The organism is Methanolacinia petrolearia DSM 11571, assembly GCF_000147875.1.
Lineage (GTDB): Archaea > Halobacteriota > Methanomicrobia > Methanomicrobiales > Methanomicrobiaceae > Methanolacinia > Methanolacinia petrolearia.
The window spans coordinates 1,717,050-1,731,253 of sequence record NC_014507.1 but is presented as its reverse complement, the minus strand read 5'-3'; the positions used below and the strand labels follow the sequence as shown (position 1 = coordinate 1,731,253).

Below are 14,204 nucleotides of genomic sequence, written 5' to 3'. Positions count from 1 at the left end.
GACCTTTTCTCTATCTGAGGATTGATGTATTATGTCAAAACCTGTTTTAATTGATTTTTATGCGGACTGGTGCGGGCCGTGCAAGATGCAGTCCCCCATCCTTGATCAGCTGAAGGATAAGATGGGCGATTCGATCGAGATCAAGAAGGTCGATGTTGATGAGAATATGGACCTCGCTATGAAATACGGTATCCAGGTAGTGCCCACACTCGTTATAGAGAAGTCGGGAAAGATCGAGCACCGTCTTGAAGGCGTGACTCCTGCAGAGACACTTGAAAGCCTGTTAAAACCTCTTCTCTAAATATTATTATATGGATTCCGAAAATCCACCGGAAATAATTTTGAAACGGATAATTTCCTGTCTTCAGGATATTTACGGTGATGCCGGATGGTGGCCCGGGGATGCCGATCAGGTGATGATCGGTGCAATACTGACCCAGCAGACCCGGTGGGAGAATGTTGAAAAGGCCCTTTCAAATCTCGAATCTGTAGGAATAAAAACGCTTGACGATGTGCTTGCCGCCGACGATGAGATCGTCATGGAGAATATACGCTGTACCGGCTACTACAGGATGAAGACCGGACGCCTGAAAGAGCTGTCTTCTTTTGTGGCGGGAAAAGGAGGTGTCGATGCATTATATGATGTTCCGGTTGATGAACTTAGAAGAGATCTGCTGGGCGTGAAAGGAGTCGGTGCGGAAACTGCCGACAGTATCCTGTGTTATGCGCTGAACATGCCGAGTTATGTGATCGATTCCTATACGGAGAGGATATCCGGGTGTGCCGGGATTACAGCTAAAAAAGACCGGCTTAAGGATCTGTTCGAAAAAATTCTCCCCTGTTCGGTGGAAAAATACCAGACCTGCCACGGCTGGTTTGTGGAATATGCAAAGGAATTTTGTATAAAAAAGAGGTGTGATGAATGCAGAATAAAGAATTTGAACTGACTGGCAGGCGCCTTTTTAATGAGGGCCTTGTTGCGGGCAATTTCGGGAATATGAGTGTCCGGGTCCGGGGCGGGTTTCTTATAACTTCCAGCGGGTCGTTCCTTGATGAAGAAGAAAGCCTGAAGTTCGTTACGATGGACGGGGTTCCCGAAGATGGTGCTTCAAGCGAGTGGAGGGTCCACTACAGGGCATACCTGGCCTGTGATGATGCGGAGGCGATCGTTCATGCCCACCCTCCGCTCTCCGTAGCCGCATCGCTTGTATACGATGAAATAATTCCGGAGGACAGTGAAGGGAAGATGCTCTGTCCGGTTATACCTGTGGTCGACGGTGAACCCGGAACAGATGAGCTGGCGGAGAATGTTGCGAAAGCTCTGGTCTCGAATCCCGTAGTCGTTGCAAAGGGCCACGGGACGTTTGCAAAAGGCAAAGACCTGAAGGAGGCCTACCTTCTTACATCGACTGCAGAACACTGCTGCAAAATATTATATTATCTCGGAGGGTTCGGAGGACGGAGCTTCTGAATCTCCATCCTTAATTCCCTGTTGAATGAGACGAGCATGTCGGCTATGACCCCGAACATGAAGATCTGGAATCCTATCAAAATCAGGAGAACCGTGAGTATCGTCAGTTCGGTATGTGTTATGCCTTTTACCCAGTCTATCGAAACGAATACGCCCAGGATAATTCCAATCAATACAATGAAGAGACCTATAACGCCGAAATAGAATATCGGGTTGCTGATCTTGGCGAGTCGCCATACGGCCGCGATGATCTTTCCCCCGTCTCTCATAGGCCTTAATTTTGTCTCAGTGCCCGGCCGTTTTTTGTAGATAACATCTACTACCTTAATTTTTTGTTCGTTTCTCACGCTCTCGGCAGAGATTTCGGTTTCTATCTCGAAACCGCTTTCCTTCAGGTTGAGATTTTTCATCGATTTGAGGGTGAATGCCCGGTATCCCGACAGGATATCGTTCAGGTAAGTGCCGTGGGCAACCTTGAACAGGTAATTGATGATCTGGTTCCCGAAATGGTTGAACCTGCTCAGTGCACCCGGTTCAAAGGTGTCGAGGCGGTTTCCGATTACATGGTCGTATCCCTCGAAGAGCGGTTCGAGCATCTTCTCGGCGTCTTCCGGGAGATAGGTCCCGTCACCGTCGAGCATGAGGACGTAGGGCTGACTGATATAATCCAAAGCCTCAATTATTGCATTTCCCTTGCCTTTGCCTCTTTTCTGAAGAAATACCGATGCACCTTCCTCTTCTGCGATCCCGGCGGTATTGTCGCTGCTGTTTCCGTCGAGGACAAGAATATTTCTATAACCCATCTCCTTAAAAGAGCGGACGAGTTCTCCTATTGTAGGGGCTTCATTTAGGGTCGGGATGAAAATACAGACTTCATCCTTGTTTATATCCATTGCTACATTATATTTAAATTCACATTCATAAGACCTTTCATGAAAACTCTGAAACCAGGGGTCCGTGTTCTCGGTATTGCGGAAAGCTTTGTTCAGGGCGCAAAAAAATCCGTCCTGGCAGGTGTTGTGATGAGAAGAGACATGGTAATCGACGGAACGGCTTTCGGGTTTTCGACTATAGGGGGGACGGATGCGACGGATGCGGTGCTGAATATTTTTGCCTCCCTTCAGAGAAAGGATATCAATTACATAATGCTCTCGGGGTGCGTAATCTCGTGGTTCAATATAATCGATCCCGGAAGAGTTTACTCGGAGTTAAAAATCCCGGTTATCGGGGTGACATATGAGGACTCCGAAGGGCTGGCGGATGACATCATGCATCATTTCCCCGGCGATAAAGAGAGATTGTCTGCATATGAAAAACTGGGGACAAGGGAGAAGGTTATCCTGAAGACGGGGTATGATGTCTATCTTCGTTCATGGGGCGTGGATAATGATGAAGCCTGTTTTGTATGCGATTCATTTACAAAAGAAGGGAGAATTCCTGAGCCGCTGAGGGTTGCGGGGATCGTTGCCCGTGCTGCTATGAGATCGATGGTTCAGTGATCGTATCCTTTTGTTTTAATTTCCTTTGATTCCCTGCCCTGACCCCAATAAACTTTTTGGCTCTTTGCTGTCTCGTGTCTTTCTCCGGCGGCCCCGGGCTGTTTAATTTATTTTACTACGACATGTTTCATTCCGTACACGCCATGAATCCACTGCGTTTCGCCACTCAGGGGATACTCGTCTATCCCCGGAGTGGCCTATCGCAAAGAGAGGCCCCGGGGTCGGGGCCGGTCCGCGAACCTGCTGTGCGGTTCGCGGCGAGGGGTCGTCTGATTTGTCCATGTTGGTATGTTAAGATCTCACCGGGCAACCCCGGCACCGGCGGCCAGGCCGCCGGACGGCCCCTGCCCAGGGGCCTTGCCTTAAGATAATTATCTCACCCCACGCCAGGGGACCGGCAAGGGTCCCCGGGCTGTTTATCTGGTTTTGTTTGGAAATCCGGGTTGAGACCCTTTAGATCCCTGCACCTGAATTCAGATTCCCGGTCTTCGGTTCGATCGTAGCTTGCTGTCTTAACCTATCCGGGTTGTCAGCTCAGATAGTATTCGTCGGTTGATATGGTCGTACCTGTGGGTTCCCATATGACATCCACCCTGACATGACTCCCGTCTCTGATCGTGGAGTCCGAGAGATCTATCGCGAGTTTTTCAGATGGCTTCCATGAAATGTCGCTGCATCCCATTCCTCCGACCGTCTGGACGCCGTAATGATGTGTCGATATGAAGTCATGGCCGTTCAGGGTCTTTATCCTGCAGCCGGCCAATTCATCGTTGATATAGATCCTGCATGAAAGGTACTGGTTTTCGTAGGGACAGTCTCCTATATTTTTCAGGACTATCCTGCTGTCATAATCGGGGTTTTCACTTAATATTGTCTGTATCTCGAAAATCGTAGGGATCTCTTTTGGTTGTTGCAGTTCCGGGAACTGGTAGCTTAACAGGTATAATGCGAGCAGCGCTGCAAGTATGACAGTTATTACAACAAGCAGTATTGTGCCGATAGTACCGGATGAGCCGTCATCCCGGTTGCGCCCCGCCATCAATATTTTTATTATAATATCTGAATTTATAAGTATTATGATTTATATCAAAAATTAAGGGCATATTCCTCTAATAATGGAATAAAATTTTTTATTGTGTTTGTGGAAAAAATGTGAAAATAATTATTGGTCTGTAAATTCTTCGATTGCCAGCTGGTACATCCAGTCCATGAGATGCGAACAGTCCTGGACGCTGCATTCCTCTTCGCAGCCGATGCAGGGGATGAGTTCTCCTCCGGCAAGGAGAAGATCGGGATTTACCGCGCTTTTTTTTGCTTTCAGAAGATAGGTCTTGACACCGTTCGATTTGAATTCTATCCTGTCTATCCTCTCGGAGTCGACGAGTTTTTTTACTACTCTTGAGCATTTTCTGCTGTCGATGTTCAGGAGTTTCCAGAGTTCGCTCTGGAGCACTCCCTCGGGATTTGACTGGATTAGTTTCAGGGCCTCTTCTTCCGTATCTGTCATGGGTTCCATAAGGATTTAATTTAAAGTTCGGGTGCAATGGTCAGGATATTGCTGCCCCTGATCACGAGCGTTCCGAGATTTCTTCCTCTCTCTTCGCCCTCGTATTCGCATGCCTGATCCATGTGTATGTTCAGGTGCTCGTCTACTGCAACGAGTCTGCCGCGGAGTGTTTTCGGTTCGTCCTTTATTTCAACGATAATTTTTGAATCTATGAGAGCATAGACCTTTTTTATGGGCAATACTATACTGTTAACCATCTGCCTTTATATGGGGCCGTAATGTAATTAATAATTTCCATAAATCCCGAATTTGGGATTAGCTTACTCTCTGTAGATTTCTTCGAGTCTTTTGATCAAACCGCTGCTGCCGACATATATCGGCGTCTTGTGGTGCGGTTTTTCGGGTTTGATCTCCAGCAGGCTGGTATGTCCGTCGGATATAGCGCCTCCGGCCTGTTTCGCGATGAAACCGATCGGGTTTGCCTCGAATGCGAGCCTCAGTTTGCCGGTATTGTTGTCTATGGTCGCAGGATAGCAGTATACGCCGCCGTATTTCAGGATCTGGTGGAAGTCGGCGACGAATGATCCGGAGTACCTTAGTTTTCCGCCCTCCTTTTCGATCGATTCTATGAAATTCCTGTGTTTTTCGGTCCAGTCTTTGTTGAGTCCGCCGCTGCCGTAGATCTTGCCTTCGGGCATCTTTACGGGGCCGTCAAGCATCCTGTATTCACCGGTTTCGTCCATTGCGAAGGTGAAGACGCCTTTTCCGACGGTTATGGTTAATACGGTCATGGGTCCGTAGAGCATATACATTGCGGCTCTCAGATCTTCGCCTTTGCTGAGCGCATCGCCGTTGTCATAGATGCCGACGATCGTCCCGACGCAGAGGTTGACCTGGATGAGTGATGACCCGTCGAGCGGGTCCATGACGACCGCATAGTTCTCCGTTGCGCCGGGGAATTTGAGGATGTCGGGTTTTTCCTCGGATGCGAGTTCCTTCACGAGTCCCGAGTCTTCCAGGATTTTTGTAATGTGTTCGTCCGACCAGACGTCGAGAGCGGCCTGCTCTTCTCCCGATGAGTTTTCCGTTCCGGCGTACGACTGGTTGCTGATGAATGCATCGCGTATTGGTGCGGCCTGTGCGGAGATCAGAACTATCAGATCGGAAAGTGCAGGTTCGCAGCCCGCAGAATCAAGATATTCCCTAAGCGTTGTCATATGATATCCTTCCTGGTATGATGGGTTATAATTGGTTATTGATTATTATAGATTTTTTTCGGGATTTTTTTATTATACAGGGAGGGGGATGATTTCCCCCTCCCTCGAACCCTCCCCCTCATGGCGATAGGTCGCCGTCGGGATGGACAAGCATCCCTTCGGCTCCGGGAATTTTTTTGGCTACTGTTTATAACTTACTTTACGTTTTCTAATAGATCTCTTCCCCGGCCGGGACAGGCGAATGTCACTCCTGCTCCGTGAATTTTTTTGGCTACTGTTTAAAACTTATTTTACGTTTACCAGAAGTTTTCTCCCCCCGGCCGAGACTACCCGGAGGGTAGTGTCCAGGCCGGACTATCGCAATTGCGTAAATTCGCGAAGCGAATTAAGCAGAGGGTTGCCCCGAAGGGGCTTATGCCCAAATAAATTCCTGAAAAATTCCAAATCTAAATTATACAGGGTAAGGGGGCTTATGCCCTCTCAAAGTTTTGGAATAGATACAGGAAGGGGGATGATTTCCCCCTCCCTTGAACCCTCCCCCTCGTGGCGATAGTCGCCGTCGGGATGGACAGGCATCCCTTCGGCTCCGGTTTTCTTCTCTCCCCCGGAGGGGCTTATGCCCAAACAAATTCCTGAAAATTCAAAAAAATCCCCCACCATTAAATCTAATTTTCAATTGACCCCCCGAATTCCGATTTAATTTTATAACAACTCCCCTCCCTACCCTAAACAGGTACCAAAATCGCACCTGATGATAATAATGAAAGATACAAACGAAAGAATAAACGGGGACTATTATTATTGCCTGATGCCCGAAAAGGAAAACGGCAGCCCCCTGAACAAACCGTGTACCACCACATGCTGCCTGAGAACTGCCGATAGAAAATCTACCTCCAGACAGATAAGCAAAGCGTCCGGTCCGGTTCCGCTATACCTCATCCCGCAGGCACTCTCCAAAGAGATCCGCGAACTGAAAGATGCGATCGTCGAGATCCAGATCAACAGGACAAGCGGTCACAATTACCTGATAAACCTGATCTCAACTGCAAAGGAGGCGGCGACCTGTGAATCCTGAACCGGGAAGGATCTTATTAAGTGATGACGATTCGCTGAGGATCGAAGCTGGCGGAGTATGTCTCTTCATTCTAAAAGAAGACGTTGATGATCTCGTCTCCTCCGGCTGTGTCGTCCCTGTAACTAAACCGGTCCCCGGAAAAGAGGATGCACTCTCGATCGAAGGCCACGCCGCGATCTCCCCCGGCGGAAAGGCGGTGAAAATATTCACAACGGCGGGCCACTACATCGTTCCGCTCGTATCCCTTCAACGAGTTACAGGAAGAGAGGCGGTATCCGCTCCGCTCTTCCCCCTCGAACCCGACCTGCCGGAGGAAAGACAATGAGCGAAGAGATCCGAAAGGCCCTCGCCACTCTCTTTCCGGGCGGAGGAGTCGTCGAACTCCGGGCCATCTCCGATTACAACATCCACAGCGGGTACTTCGACAATTCCGACACGCTCGCGGAAAAAGCGGGCAGTATCACCCGCCTCTCCGATGTATCCGGCGTATACGTAACCCTCAACCAGGTCAATCCCGCACTCCTCTCCCGGAGGGCCAACAGGATCAAGATGAAACTCGGGCGAAAAGACGCGACGACTGCGGATGCGGACATCATCCGCCGGAAGTGGCTCCCCGTCGACCTCGACCCCGTCCGTCCAAGCGGTGTATCATCCACCGAAGAAGAGCACCAGGCCGCCATAACGAAAGCAAAAAAGATCGCCCGCTTCCTTCAGACACTCGGCTTCCCCCGCCCGATCCTCGCCGACTCCGGCAACGGTGCACATATACTATATGCAGTCGACCTCCCCAACGACGACGACACAACCGCCCTTGTCAAAGACTGCCTCACCACACTCGACGCCCTCTTCTCCGACCAAACCGTAACAGTCGATAAGGCCAACTACAACGCCGCCCGGATCTGGAAACTCTACGGAACAATATCCCGGAAGGGAGACGACACACCCGATCGCCCGCACCGCAGGGCAAAGATCATCGATTTTCCTGAAAGCAGGGAGACCGTCGCACCTGAAACGCTCCGGAAACTCGCAGACCTCCTTCCCAAAGACGATGAAAAACCGCAGGCCAAGAGCGGCGACAAAAAGATCGACCTCTCCGAATGGCTCTCCGACCACGGGATCGCAGTCGCAAACGAAAGGCCCTGGCAGGGAGGAACACTCTACGTCCTCGAAGAGTGCCCGTTCTCCTCCTCTCATAAGGACGGGGCCTTTGCCATCCAGTTTTCAAACGGTGCGATCTATGCCGGATGCCACCACAACTCCTGCGGAGGAGGAAAACAGAGATGGAGCGAGCTTAAGGCGATGTACGAGATCAAATCCGGCCGGAAGGAAAGAAAAGCCGGACGACAAAATCAAAAACCCGACGAAGACGAAGAGAACACCCGGCGCAGGAGAAACTCGTTCCCCGAAAAGACACGGGAGAAGGCCGCCGAAATCCTCAAAAACGGCGACCCCGTTAAATTCATACTCGACACCTTCTCGAAATTCCACGTCGGCGACCAGACGCTGGCCGAATGCCTCATAATGTCCATCGCCTCCCAGTCGGTCATGAACACAAACGGTCTCCATGTATTCGTATCCGGGGGATCGGGAAAAGGAAAATCCGTTGCGTGCAGGGCCATGATGAACCTCGTTCCCGAAGACTACAGGCTCAGGGGGAAGGTGAGCGACAAGGCGCTCTACTATAACCGGGACCTCAAACCGGAGACCGTTTTCCTCTTCGACGACTCCCACCTCTCGGAAGATGTCTGCGAGATCCTCAAGTCCGCGACCACCAACTTCCGTGAAAAAATCCAGTACCAGACGCTCACTACCGACAGGCAGCTCAGGATATACAATATCCCGGAGCGGTGCATCTGGTGGGTGGCGAAGGTCGAGTCGATCGGCGACGACCAGGTGCTGAACCGGATGCTCACGGTCTGGATCGATGATTCCTCCAAACAGGACGACAAGGTACTCGACAACACGAAGAAGTCCGAGGCACGGGAGACAATAGTCATCGGGGAGCCGGCCGAAGTCGGCATATGCCGCTGCATCTGGACGATGCTGAAGGAGGAGACGACTTATGTCTCGATTCCGTTCGCGGAGAGGGTGCAGTTTTCATCCTCTGCAAACAGGAGGAACCCGGCGATCTTCTTCGATCTTGTCAAGTGTCACGCCCTTCTTTTCAAAGAACAGAGGGAGAGGTTCACGCCGGTGGACGAGGATGGTAATTCCGTGGAAAATATTGCGGCAATCCGGGCGACGGTTGAAGATTTTAATGCGGCCGTAAGGATCTATGCGGCGATCAACGGAGATTCGGGAAGCCAGGAGACGAAACTGACGAAGAACGAGGCGGACGCCCTGGATGTTATATGCAAAATGGGCTGGGACCTCGTGACGATTAAGATGCTCCAGGATGTCATGGGGATCTCGTATCACCAGGCGAGGAGAATTTTCCACGGTTATCTGAGCAGGGGGTGTTCGTATTCCGGCCTCCTGGAAAAATGTCCTGCAATCAGCTTTATCGACGCGACGGTTTCACAGGAGGTCGACGGGTTCATGCTCCGGCAGCGGGAGAGCCGGTATTCATTTAATTACGAGATTTACCGTGAATGGAATTCCGGGAATGCCGTCTGGCTCGACGAGGAGGAAGGAGGCAATGATGATGACAGCGACGGGCCTGGTGACGACGGCGGTCCGGGGTCGGAGTCGGAGTCGGATTGTGTTTGCAGCTTTGCAGCAACTTTGCAGCCGGTTTGCAGCAGCGTGCTGCAAAGTAAAAAAGAGGAGGAGGATGTTTCTTTTACCGAATGTTTCGCAGATGATGGAGATCTTCACTCTGCGATCAGTAGTTTGCGGAAAAATACCGGGGCACAGGAAGCCGATCGTAAGGATTTATCCTTATCGTGTTGTGTGTGTGCGCCGGGATCTGCTGCAAAGATAGATCAAAAACGCCCGGATATATTAAAAAATGAAAAAGCGTGTGGTTATAATGATTCTTTAGTTTGCGGAGACTTGCTGCAAACTGCTGCAAACTACTGCGAACTCCGCAAAGCTGCGAGTGTGAGAGGTTCGACTCTTCCTCTTCCGGGTGTTCTCGACCACCGGGATTTCGAGAGAGTGAATAAGGATCTCGGGAGGTGTGATCTGTGCGGTAAGGGGAAGGCTGTTTTTTCTTCGAAGGAACTGAAGATGAGTGTTTGTGAGGGATGTTTCGGGAGGATATTGAAGGAGGATTTGAGAGGAGGGGGTGAGATGATAAAAACGTGAAGGTGTTTTGAAATTTCCGGCGGAGGGAGCTATCCGGAATTTCCGGATAGCTCAAAGTGAATGGATTCGCAAAGTCACCAGGGGTATGATCCCGATCAATATTTCCGGTATATTTTGCCACGACCGCCGATTTCGATGATGAAGAGAACCATAACGTTGTCCTCGATGGTCATGATAATGCGGTACTGACCCACCCGGTAAGAGTACAGGGGCATACTCTTGTGTCCCTTTAGTTTTTTGACACACGACCTGGGGTAGGGTTCATTTGCGAGACCGGTCAGTTCGTCTACGATCCGTTTTCCGTCGGCTTTCGGGAGGTTTTTTAAATCGCGTTCCGCTCCCGGTGTAAGGATTATTTCCCAGGTCATTCAAGGCCCAGGTCCTTGGCGACTTCAGAGAGTTTGCGACCCCGGCCGGCCCGGATGTCTGCAATCCCTTCCTCTATCCGCTGCAACGTCTCTTCACTCAACGGCTCGGGATCGTATACCGCGTCCAGGAGGCGGTTGAGCGTTTCGTCATAACTTTCCCGGGGGTGTATCTTCAGGCCGTCGATGCGGGCTTTTGTCTCCGGACGAAGTTGGATCGTTGTTGCCATAGCTACCTATGGGGAGGTATAGGGCATAAAGATGTTGGCGGGGGCAACTATTCGAAATTTCCGAATAGTTCAAACGGCAGGAGTCCGCTAAGTTAAAAGGGGGTATCGATTATTATAATCTGTTGGAATCCTGAAAACTGATTCACTCGTCAAATTCCGTGTTGTCGGTCCACATCTCGCACTGGGCAAGGACCGTGCTTACGGCGTCCTCCATTCCTTCAGGAGGGTACTTGTGCTGTTTCAGCAGGCGCTTGACGAGTCTTCTCATGCCTGCCCTCGCCGTCTCTTTCTTCTGCCAGTCGATTGTTTTGTTCTTCCGCAGAAGTTCGGTCAGCTCTTTCGTGATCGCGACAAGTTCGTCGTTTTCGTAGAAGTCTTTGACGGCTTCCGGTTTTGTCAGGGCATCGTAGAATGCCATCTCTTCGGGATTAAGGCCGAGCTCTTCTCCCTCTTTATGGGCCTCAGCCATATCCTTTGCTATTTTGAGCAGCTCTTCAATGACCTGCTCGTTTGTCAACATGCCGTTTATGTAGCTGTTCATCGCTTCTGCCAGGAGTTCTGAAAACTTCGCGGATTTAACTACATTCGTCCTTGAATAGACCCTGATCTGTTCCATGAGCAGTTTTTTGAGCAGCTCCACCGCGAGGTTCTTCTCCTTCATCCGGGCGATCTCGGAGAGGAACGCGGGGTCGAAGAGGGAATATTTTTCTTTTACGTCCGAGAAGAGGTTTATCACGCCCTCGCTCCGGATGCTCTGCTTTAAGAGTTCGTTTATGCGGTTGTTTATCTCTCTCAGCGAGAGTTTCCCTTTCCCTTCGATCCTGGTGAGAAGTGTTCTTACGGCTTCGAAATATGCCGCCTCGAATCTTTCGTTCTGATCGAGCAGGCTGCGGCAGAGGGACATTGCGTGGCGGAGGAGGAGTGATTCCCTGACGAATGCGTTTCTTTTCTCTTCTTTTGAGGGATGGGAGATGTAGTTTACTCCGCCGGTGATGAGTTTCGCCCTCTCAAGGTCGGTGCCGGTTTCGAACACGGAATAGTCGAAGCCGTGGAAGAGGTCGCGGCATACTTCCAGCTTTTCACGGAATTTCGGGTATGCTGTCTTTCCTATGTCGGGGTTGCCGTAGTTCTTCCGGTCGCGGCCGGTGTAGTCTTTCATCGCTTTCCGGAGGGCGCCTGCGATTCCTACGTAATCGACTATGAGGCCGCCCTGCTTGTCCTTGTAGACGCGGTTTACGCGGGCTATGGCCTGCATGAGGTTGTGGCCGGTCATCGGTTTGTAGACGTACATCGTGGAGAGGGAGGGGACGTCGAAGCCTGTCAGCCACATGTCGACGACGATCGCGATCTTTAAGGGATCGTTGTTGTCCTTGAACTTCCCCGCCATGTTTTCTTTGTGCTTCTTGTTGCCGATGACCTCCCGCCAGTCTTCGGGGTCGTTGTTGTCGGAAGTCATGACGACGCCGAGTTTTTCTTTCCATTCCGGTCTGAGTTCGAGAATGCGCCGGTAGACTTTCATGGCGATTGGTCTTGAATAGGCGACGATCATCGCTTTTCCGGTCTGCTCGTACTGCCTGTAGGTCTCGTAGTGTTTTATGATATCCTCGCAGAGGGTCGTGATTGTTTCAGGCGCCCCGAGTATGCTTTCAAGCCGGCCGAGTTCGTGCTTGCTTTTTTCGACGATATATTCTTCGGCTTCTTCTGCGACGCGGTCGTATTCATCGTCGATCTCATGAAGGATGCTTTCGTCCAGTTTGAGGGCGACGACCCTGCTTTCGTAGTATATGGGGACGGTTGCATTGTCTTCGACCGACTGGGTCATGTCGTATATGTCGATGTAGTCGCCGAATATCTCCCGGGTGTTGCGGTCGGCGAGGGAGACGGGGGTTCCGGTGAATCCTATGTATGTGGCGTTGGGGAGGCTGTCTCTTACCTTCCTGGCGGACCCGATCCGGATTTTGCCGGTCTTCGGGTGGACTTTTTCTTCGAACCCGTACTGGCTCCGGTGGGCTTCGTCTGCGATTACGACTATGTTTCTTCGTTTGGATAGCGGGGCGTCGTACTCCTCGAACTTCTGCATCGTGGTGAAGATGATGCCGTTTACCTCCCGGTTCAGGATGAGCATTTTAAGGTCGGCCCTGCTTTCGGCCTGGACGGGTGTCTGTCTCAGGTAGTCTTCGCATGCCGAAAACTGGCCGAAGAGCTGGCCGTCAAGGTCGTTTCGGTCGGTGATTACGACTATTGTCGGGCTGTCGAGGACTTCCCGGAGCTGTTTTGCGTAGAAGACCATTGATAGTGACTTTCCGCTTCCCTGCGTGTGCCAGAAGACTCCTCCTTTTCCGTCTGTGAGGGTTGCTTCTTTTGTGGACTGGAGGGCCTTTTTTACGGCGAAGTACTGGTGGTAGGCCCCGAGAATTTTTTTGTCTTCGGGGGTTTCCTTCGAGAAGCAGATGAAGTTTTTGAGGATGTCAAGGAATCTTTCTTTTTCGAATATTCCCTCGAAGAGGACGTCGAATGCTGCATACTGGGTGTTCTCGTAGCTTCCGTCGACTGTCTTCCATTCCATGTAGCGGTCTTCGTCTGCCGTGATTGTTCCCGCCTTGGATGTCGCGTGATCGCTCATAACGCAGAATGCGTTGTAGACGAAGAGGGAGGGGATGTCGTGGAGATAGTTCCTGAGCTGCCGGTATGCCTCGGATACGTCGGTCTCCTCGCGTGAGGGGGATTTGAGTTCGACGACGACGAGAGGGAGTCCGTTTACGAAGATGACGATGTCGGGGCGTTTTTCAACTTCGTCGACGACTGTCCACTGGTTTATGACGTGGAATGTGTTGTTCGCGGGGTTTTGGTAATCCACGAGGTAGACGATGGCCGAACGTTCTTCTTTTCCGTCGTAGTATTTTACGGGGATTCCGTTCTGGAGGTAGTCGGTGAAGATGAAGTTTTTCTGGACGAGGGTTCCTGTTCCGATATTTTTGAGCTTGTAGACGGCTTCTTCGATGGCGGTTTGGGGGAGTTTGGGGTTGATTGTTTCAAGGGAGGAGAGGAGCTGCTCTTCATAGAGCGGATTGTGATAGTCCCGGTCTACTTCGGGACCGTACCGGTATGTATAGCCGAGGTTGTCCCGGAAGATCTCGATTACGGAGTTTTCAAAGTCGGCTTCGGTGAATGTCACGGGTTTTCCTCCTTTTGGGATAGTACTGTTCTGTATTTCTGGCTTTCTTTTTCCGAAGATTCAGCTTCCCCTTTTAGAGCGTCAGGCTTCCCCTTTAAGGGCACGCCTGAGGGCCTGCCTTCCCCTTTAAGGATTCAGCTTCATGTTTAGTGGTCGAGGGTTCATGTTAAGAGGATCAGCTTCATGTTTAACGGGCGAAGCTTCACTTATAAGAGTCGCAGGCTTCACTTCCAGGGATTCAGCTTCACTCATAAGAACCGCAGGCTTCACTTCCAAGGCCACATTTCCGATGAGTTCGTCACGGCCGAGGTATTCGCAAAATGTTGTTTCGCTTATATCTTTTAACAGGCCGTCCGGTGAATCCAGTGACATTTCCCCCTTTCTCGCGGTTTATTAATTTATAGAAGGTTTTCGAT

17 protein-coding genes are annotated in these 14,204 nt (G+C 50.8%); 7 read left to right on the top strand and 10 right to left on the bottom strand.

Annotated features, from left to right (window positions below):
• The first annotated feature begins 31 nt into the window (after positions 1 to 31).
• Genes trxA through MPET_RS08570 form a run of 3 tightly spaced genes read left to right on the top strand, consistent with a single transcriptional unit; the run spans position 32 to position 1,471 of the window.
• Positions 32 to 301 carry a thioredoxin gene (gene trxA / locus MPET_RS08580; protein ID WP_013329625.1) on the top strand — a complete coding sequence of 90 codons (270 nt, stop codon included), beginning with the start codon at positions 32 to 34 and terminating at the stop codon, positions 299 to 301.
• Positions 302 to 341: 40 nt separating this feature from the next.
• Positions 342 to 947, top strand: a complete 606-nt coding sequence (locus MPET_RS08575) for an endonuclease III domain-containing protein (RefSeq protein ID WP_225353805.1) — start codon at positions 342 to 344, stop codon at positions 945 to 947.
• Entirely contained in the window at positions 923 to 1,471 is a 549-nt protein-coding gene (locus MPET_RS08570; RefSeq protein WP_013329623.1) for an aldolase, read from the top strand. Before MPET_RS08575 ends, MPET_RS08570 begins: the two co-directional genes overlap by 25 nt.
• Here MPET_RS08570 and aglJ read toward each other — a convergent pair.
• Positions 1,438 to 2,364, bottom strand: coding sequence for an S-layer glycoprotein N-glycosyltransferase AglJ (aglJ, locus tag MPET_RS08565; RefSeq protein ID WP_013329622.1), 927 nt, complete (start codon positions 2,362 to 2,364; stop codon positions 1,438 to 1,440). The two genes, MPET_RS08570 and aglJ, sit on opposite strands and share 34 nt — an antisense overlap.
• A gap of 39 nt (positions 2,365 to 2,403) precedes the next feature.
• Here aglJ and MPET_RS08560 point away from each other — a divergent pair, with 39 nt between their 5' ends.
• Entirely contained in the window at positions 2,404 to 2,970 is a 567-nt protein-coding gene (locus MPET_RS08560; RefSeq protein WP_013329621.1) for an endonuclease dU, read from the top strand.
• Between the two features lie 529 nt (positions 2,971 to 3,499).
• Here MPET_RS08560 and MPET_RS08555 read toward each other — a convergent pair.
• From MPET_RS08555 to MPET_RS15345, 5 genes are all read right to left on the bottom strand, one after another.
• On the bottom strand, positions 3,500 to 4,009 hold the full coding sequence (locus MPET_RS08555; RefSeq protein WP_013329620.1) for a type IV pilin: 510 nt from the start codon (positions 4,007 to 4,009) through the stop codon (positions 3,500 to 3,502).
• Between the two features lie 123 nt (positions 4,010 to 4,132).
• The gene (locus MPET_RS08550) at positions 4,133 to 4,477 is read right to left on the bottom strand and encodes a helix-turn-helix transcriptional regulator (protein ID WP_048131075.1); all 345 of its coding nucleotides are present in this window, start codon (positions 4,475 to 4,477) and stop codon (positions 4,133 to 4,135) included.
• A 20-nt stretch (positions 4,478 to 4,497) separates the two neighbouring features.
• Positions 4,498 to 4,734, bottom strand: coding sequence for an LSM domain-containing protein (locus MPET_RS08545; RefSeq protein WP_013329618.1), 237 nt, complete (start codon positions 4,732 to 4,734; stop codon positions 4,498 to 4,500).
• A 63-nt stretch (positions 4,735 to 4,797) separates the two neighbouring features.
• On the bottom strand, positions 4,798 to 5,694 hold the full coding sequence (locus MPET_RS08540; protein WP_013329617.1) for a class 1 fructose-bisphosphatase: 897 nt from the start codon (positions 5,692 to 5,694) through the stop codon (positions 4,798 to 4,800).
• Between the two features lie 480 nt (positions 5,695 to 6,174).
• Positions 6,175 to 6,318 (bottom strand): hypothetical protein, encoded by a 144-nt coding sequence (locus tag MPET_RS15345; RefSeq protein ID WP_187287603.1) that lies wholly within the window; start codon positions 6,316 to 6,318, stop codon positions 6,175 to 6,177.
• 136 nt (positions 6,319 to 6,454) lie between these two features.
• On the opposite strand from MPET_RS15345, the gene MPET_RS08535 reads away from it, so the two are divergent.
• Genes MPET_RS08535 through MPET_RS08525 form a run of 3 tightly spaced genes read left to right on the top strand, consistent with a single transcriptional unit; the run spans position 6,455 to position 10,018 of the window.
• Complete coding sequence (locus tag MPET_RS08535) at positions 6,455 to 6,769, top strand: hypothetical protein (RefSeq protein WP_148222210.1); 315 nt, start codon at positions 6,455 to 6,457, stop codon at positions 6,767 to 6,769.
• Positions 6,759 to 7,094, top strand: coding sequence for a hypothetical protein (locus MPET_RS08530; RefSeq protein WP_013329614.1), 336 nt, complete (start codon positions 6,759 to 6,761; stop codon positions 7,092 to 7,094). Before MPET_RS08535 ends, MPET_RS08530 begins: the two co-directional genes overlap by 11 nt.
• On the top strand, positions 7,091 to 10,018 hold the full coding sequence (locus tag MPET_RS08525; RefSeq protein ID WP_013329613.1) for a hypothetical protein: 2,928 nt from the start codon (positions 7,091 to 7,093) through the stop codon (positions 10,016 to 10,018). The genes MPET_RS08530 and MPET_RS08525 overlap by 4 nt, the downstream gene beginning before the upstream one ends.
• A 95-nt stretch (positions 10,019 to 10,113) precedes the next feature.
• Here MPET_RS08525 and MPET_RS08520 read toward each other — a convergent pair whose 3' ends face one another.
• From MPET_RS08520 to MPET_RS08505, 4 genes are all read right to left on the bottom strand, one after another.
• Positions 10,114 to 10,386: a type II toxin-antitoxin system RelE family toxin gene (locus MPET_RS08520; RefSeq protein ID WP_013329612.1), complete on the bottom strand. Its 273-nt coding sequence runs from the start codon at positions 10,384 to 10,386 to the stop codon at positions 10,114 to 10,116.
• Positions 10,383 to 10,613: a DUF7557 family protein gene (locus MPET_RS08515; protein ID WP_013329611.1), complete on the bottom strand. Its 231-nt coding sequence runs from the start codon at positions 10,611 to 10,613 to the stop codon at positions 10,383 to 10,385. The genes MPET_RS08520 and MPET_RS08515 overlap by 4 nt, the downstream gene beginning before the upstream one ends.
• A gap of 142 nt (positions 10,614 to 10,755) precedes the next feature.
• Positions 10,756 to 13,788, bottom strand: a complete 3,033-nt coding sequence (locus MPET_RS08510) for a type I restriction endonuclease subunit R (RefSeq protein ID WP_013329610.1) — start codon at positions 13,786 to 13,788, stop codon at positions 10,756 to 10,758.
• Positions 13,789 to 13,914: 126 nt separating this feature from the next.
• Positions 13,915 to 14,160, bottom strand: a complete 246-nt coding sequence (locus tag MPET_RS08505; protein WP_013329609.1) for a hypothetical protein — start codon at positions 14,158 to 14,160, stop codon at positions 13,915 to 13,917.
• Positions 14,161 to 14,204 lie beyond the last annotated feature (44 nt).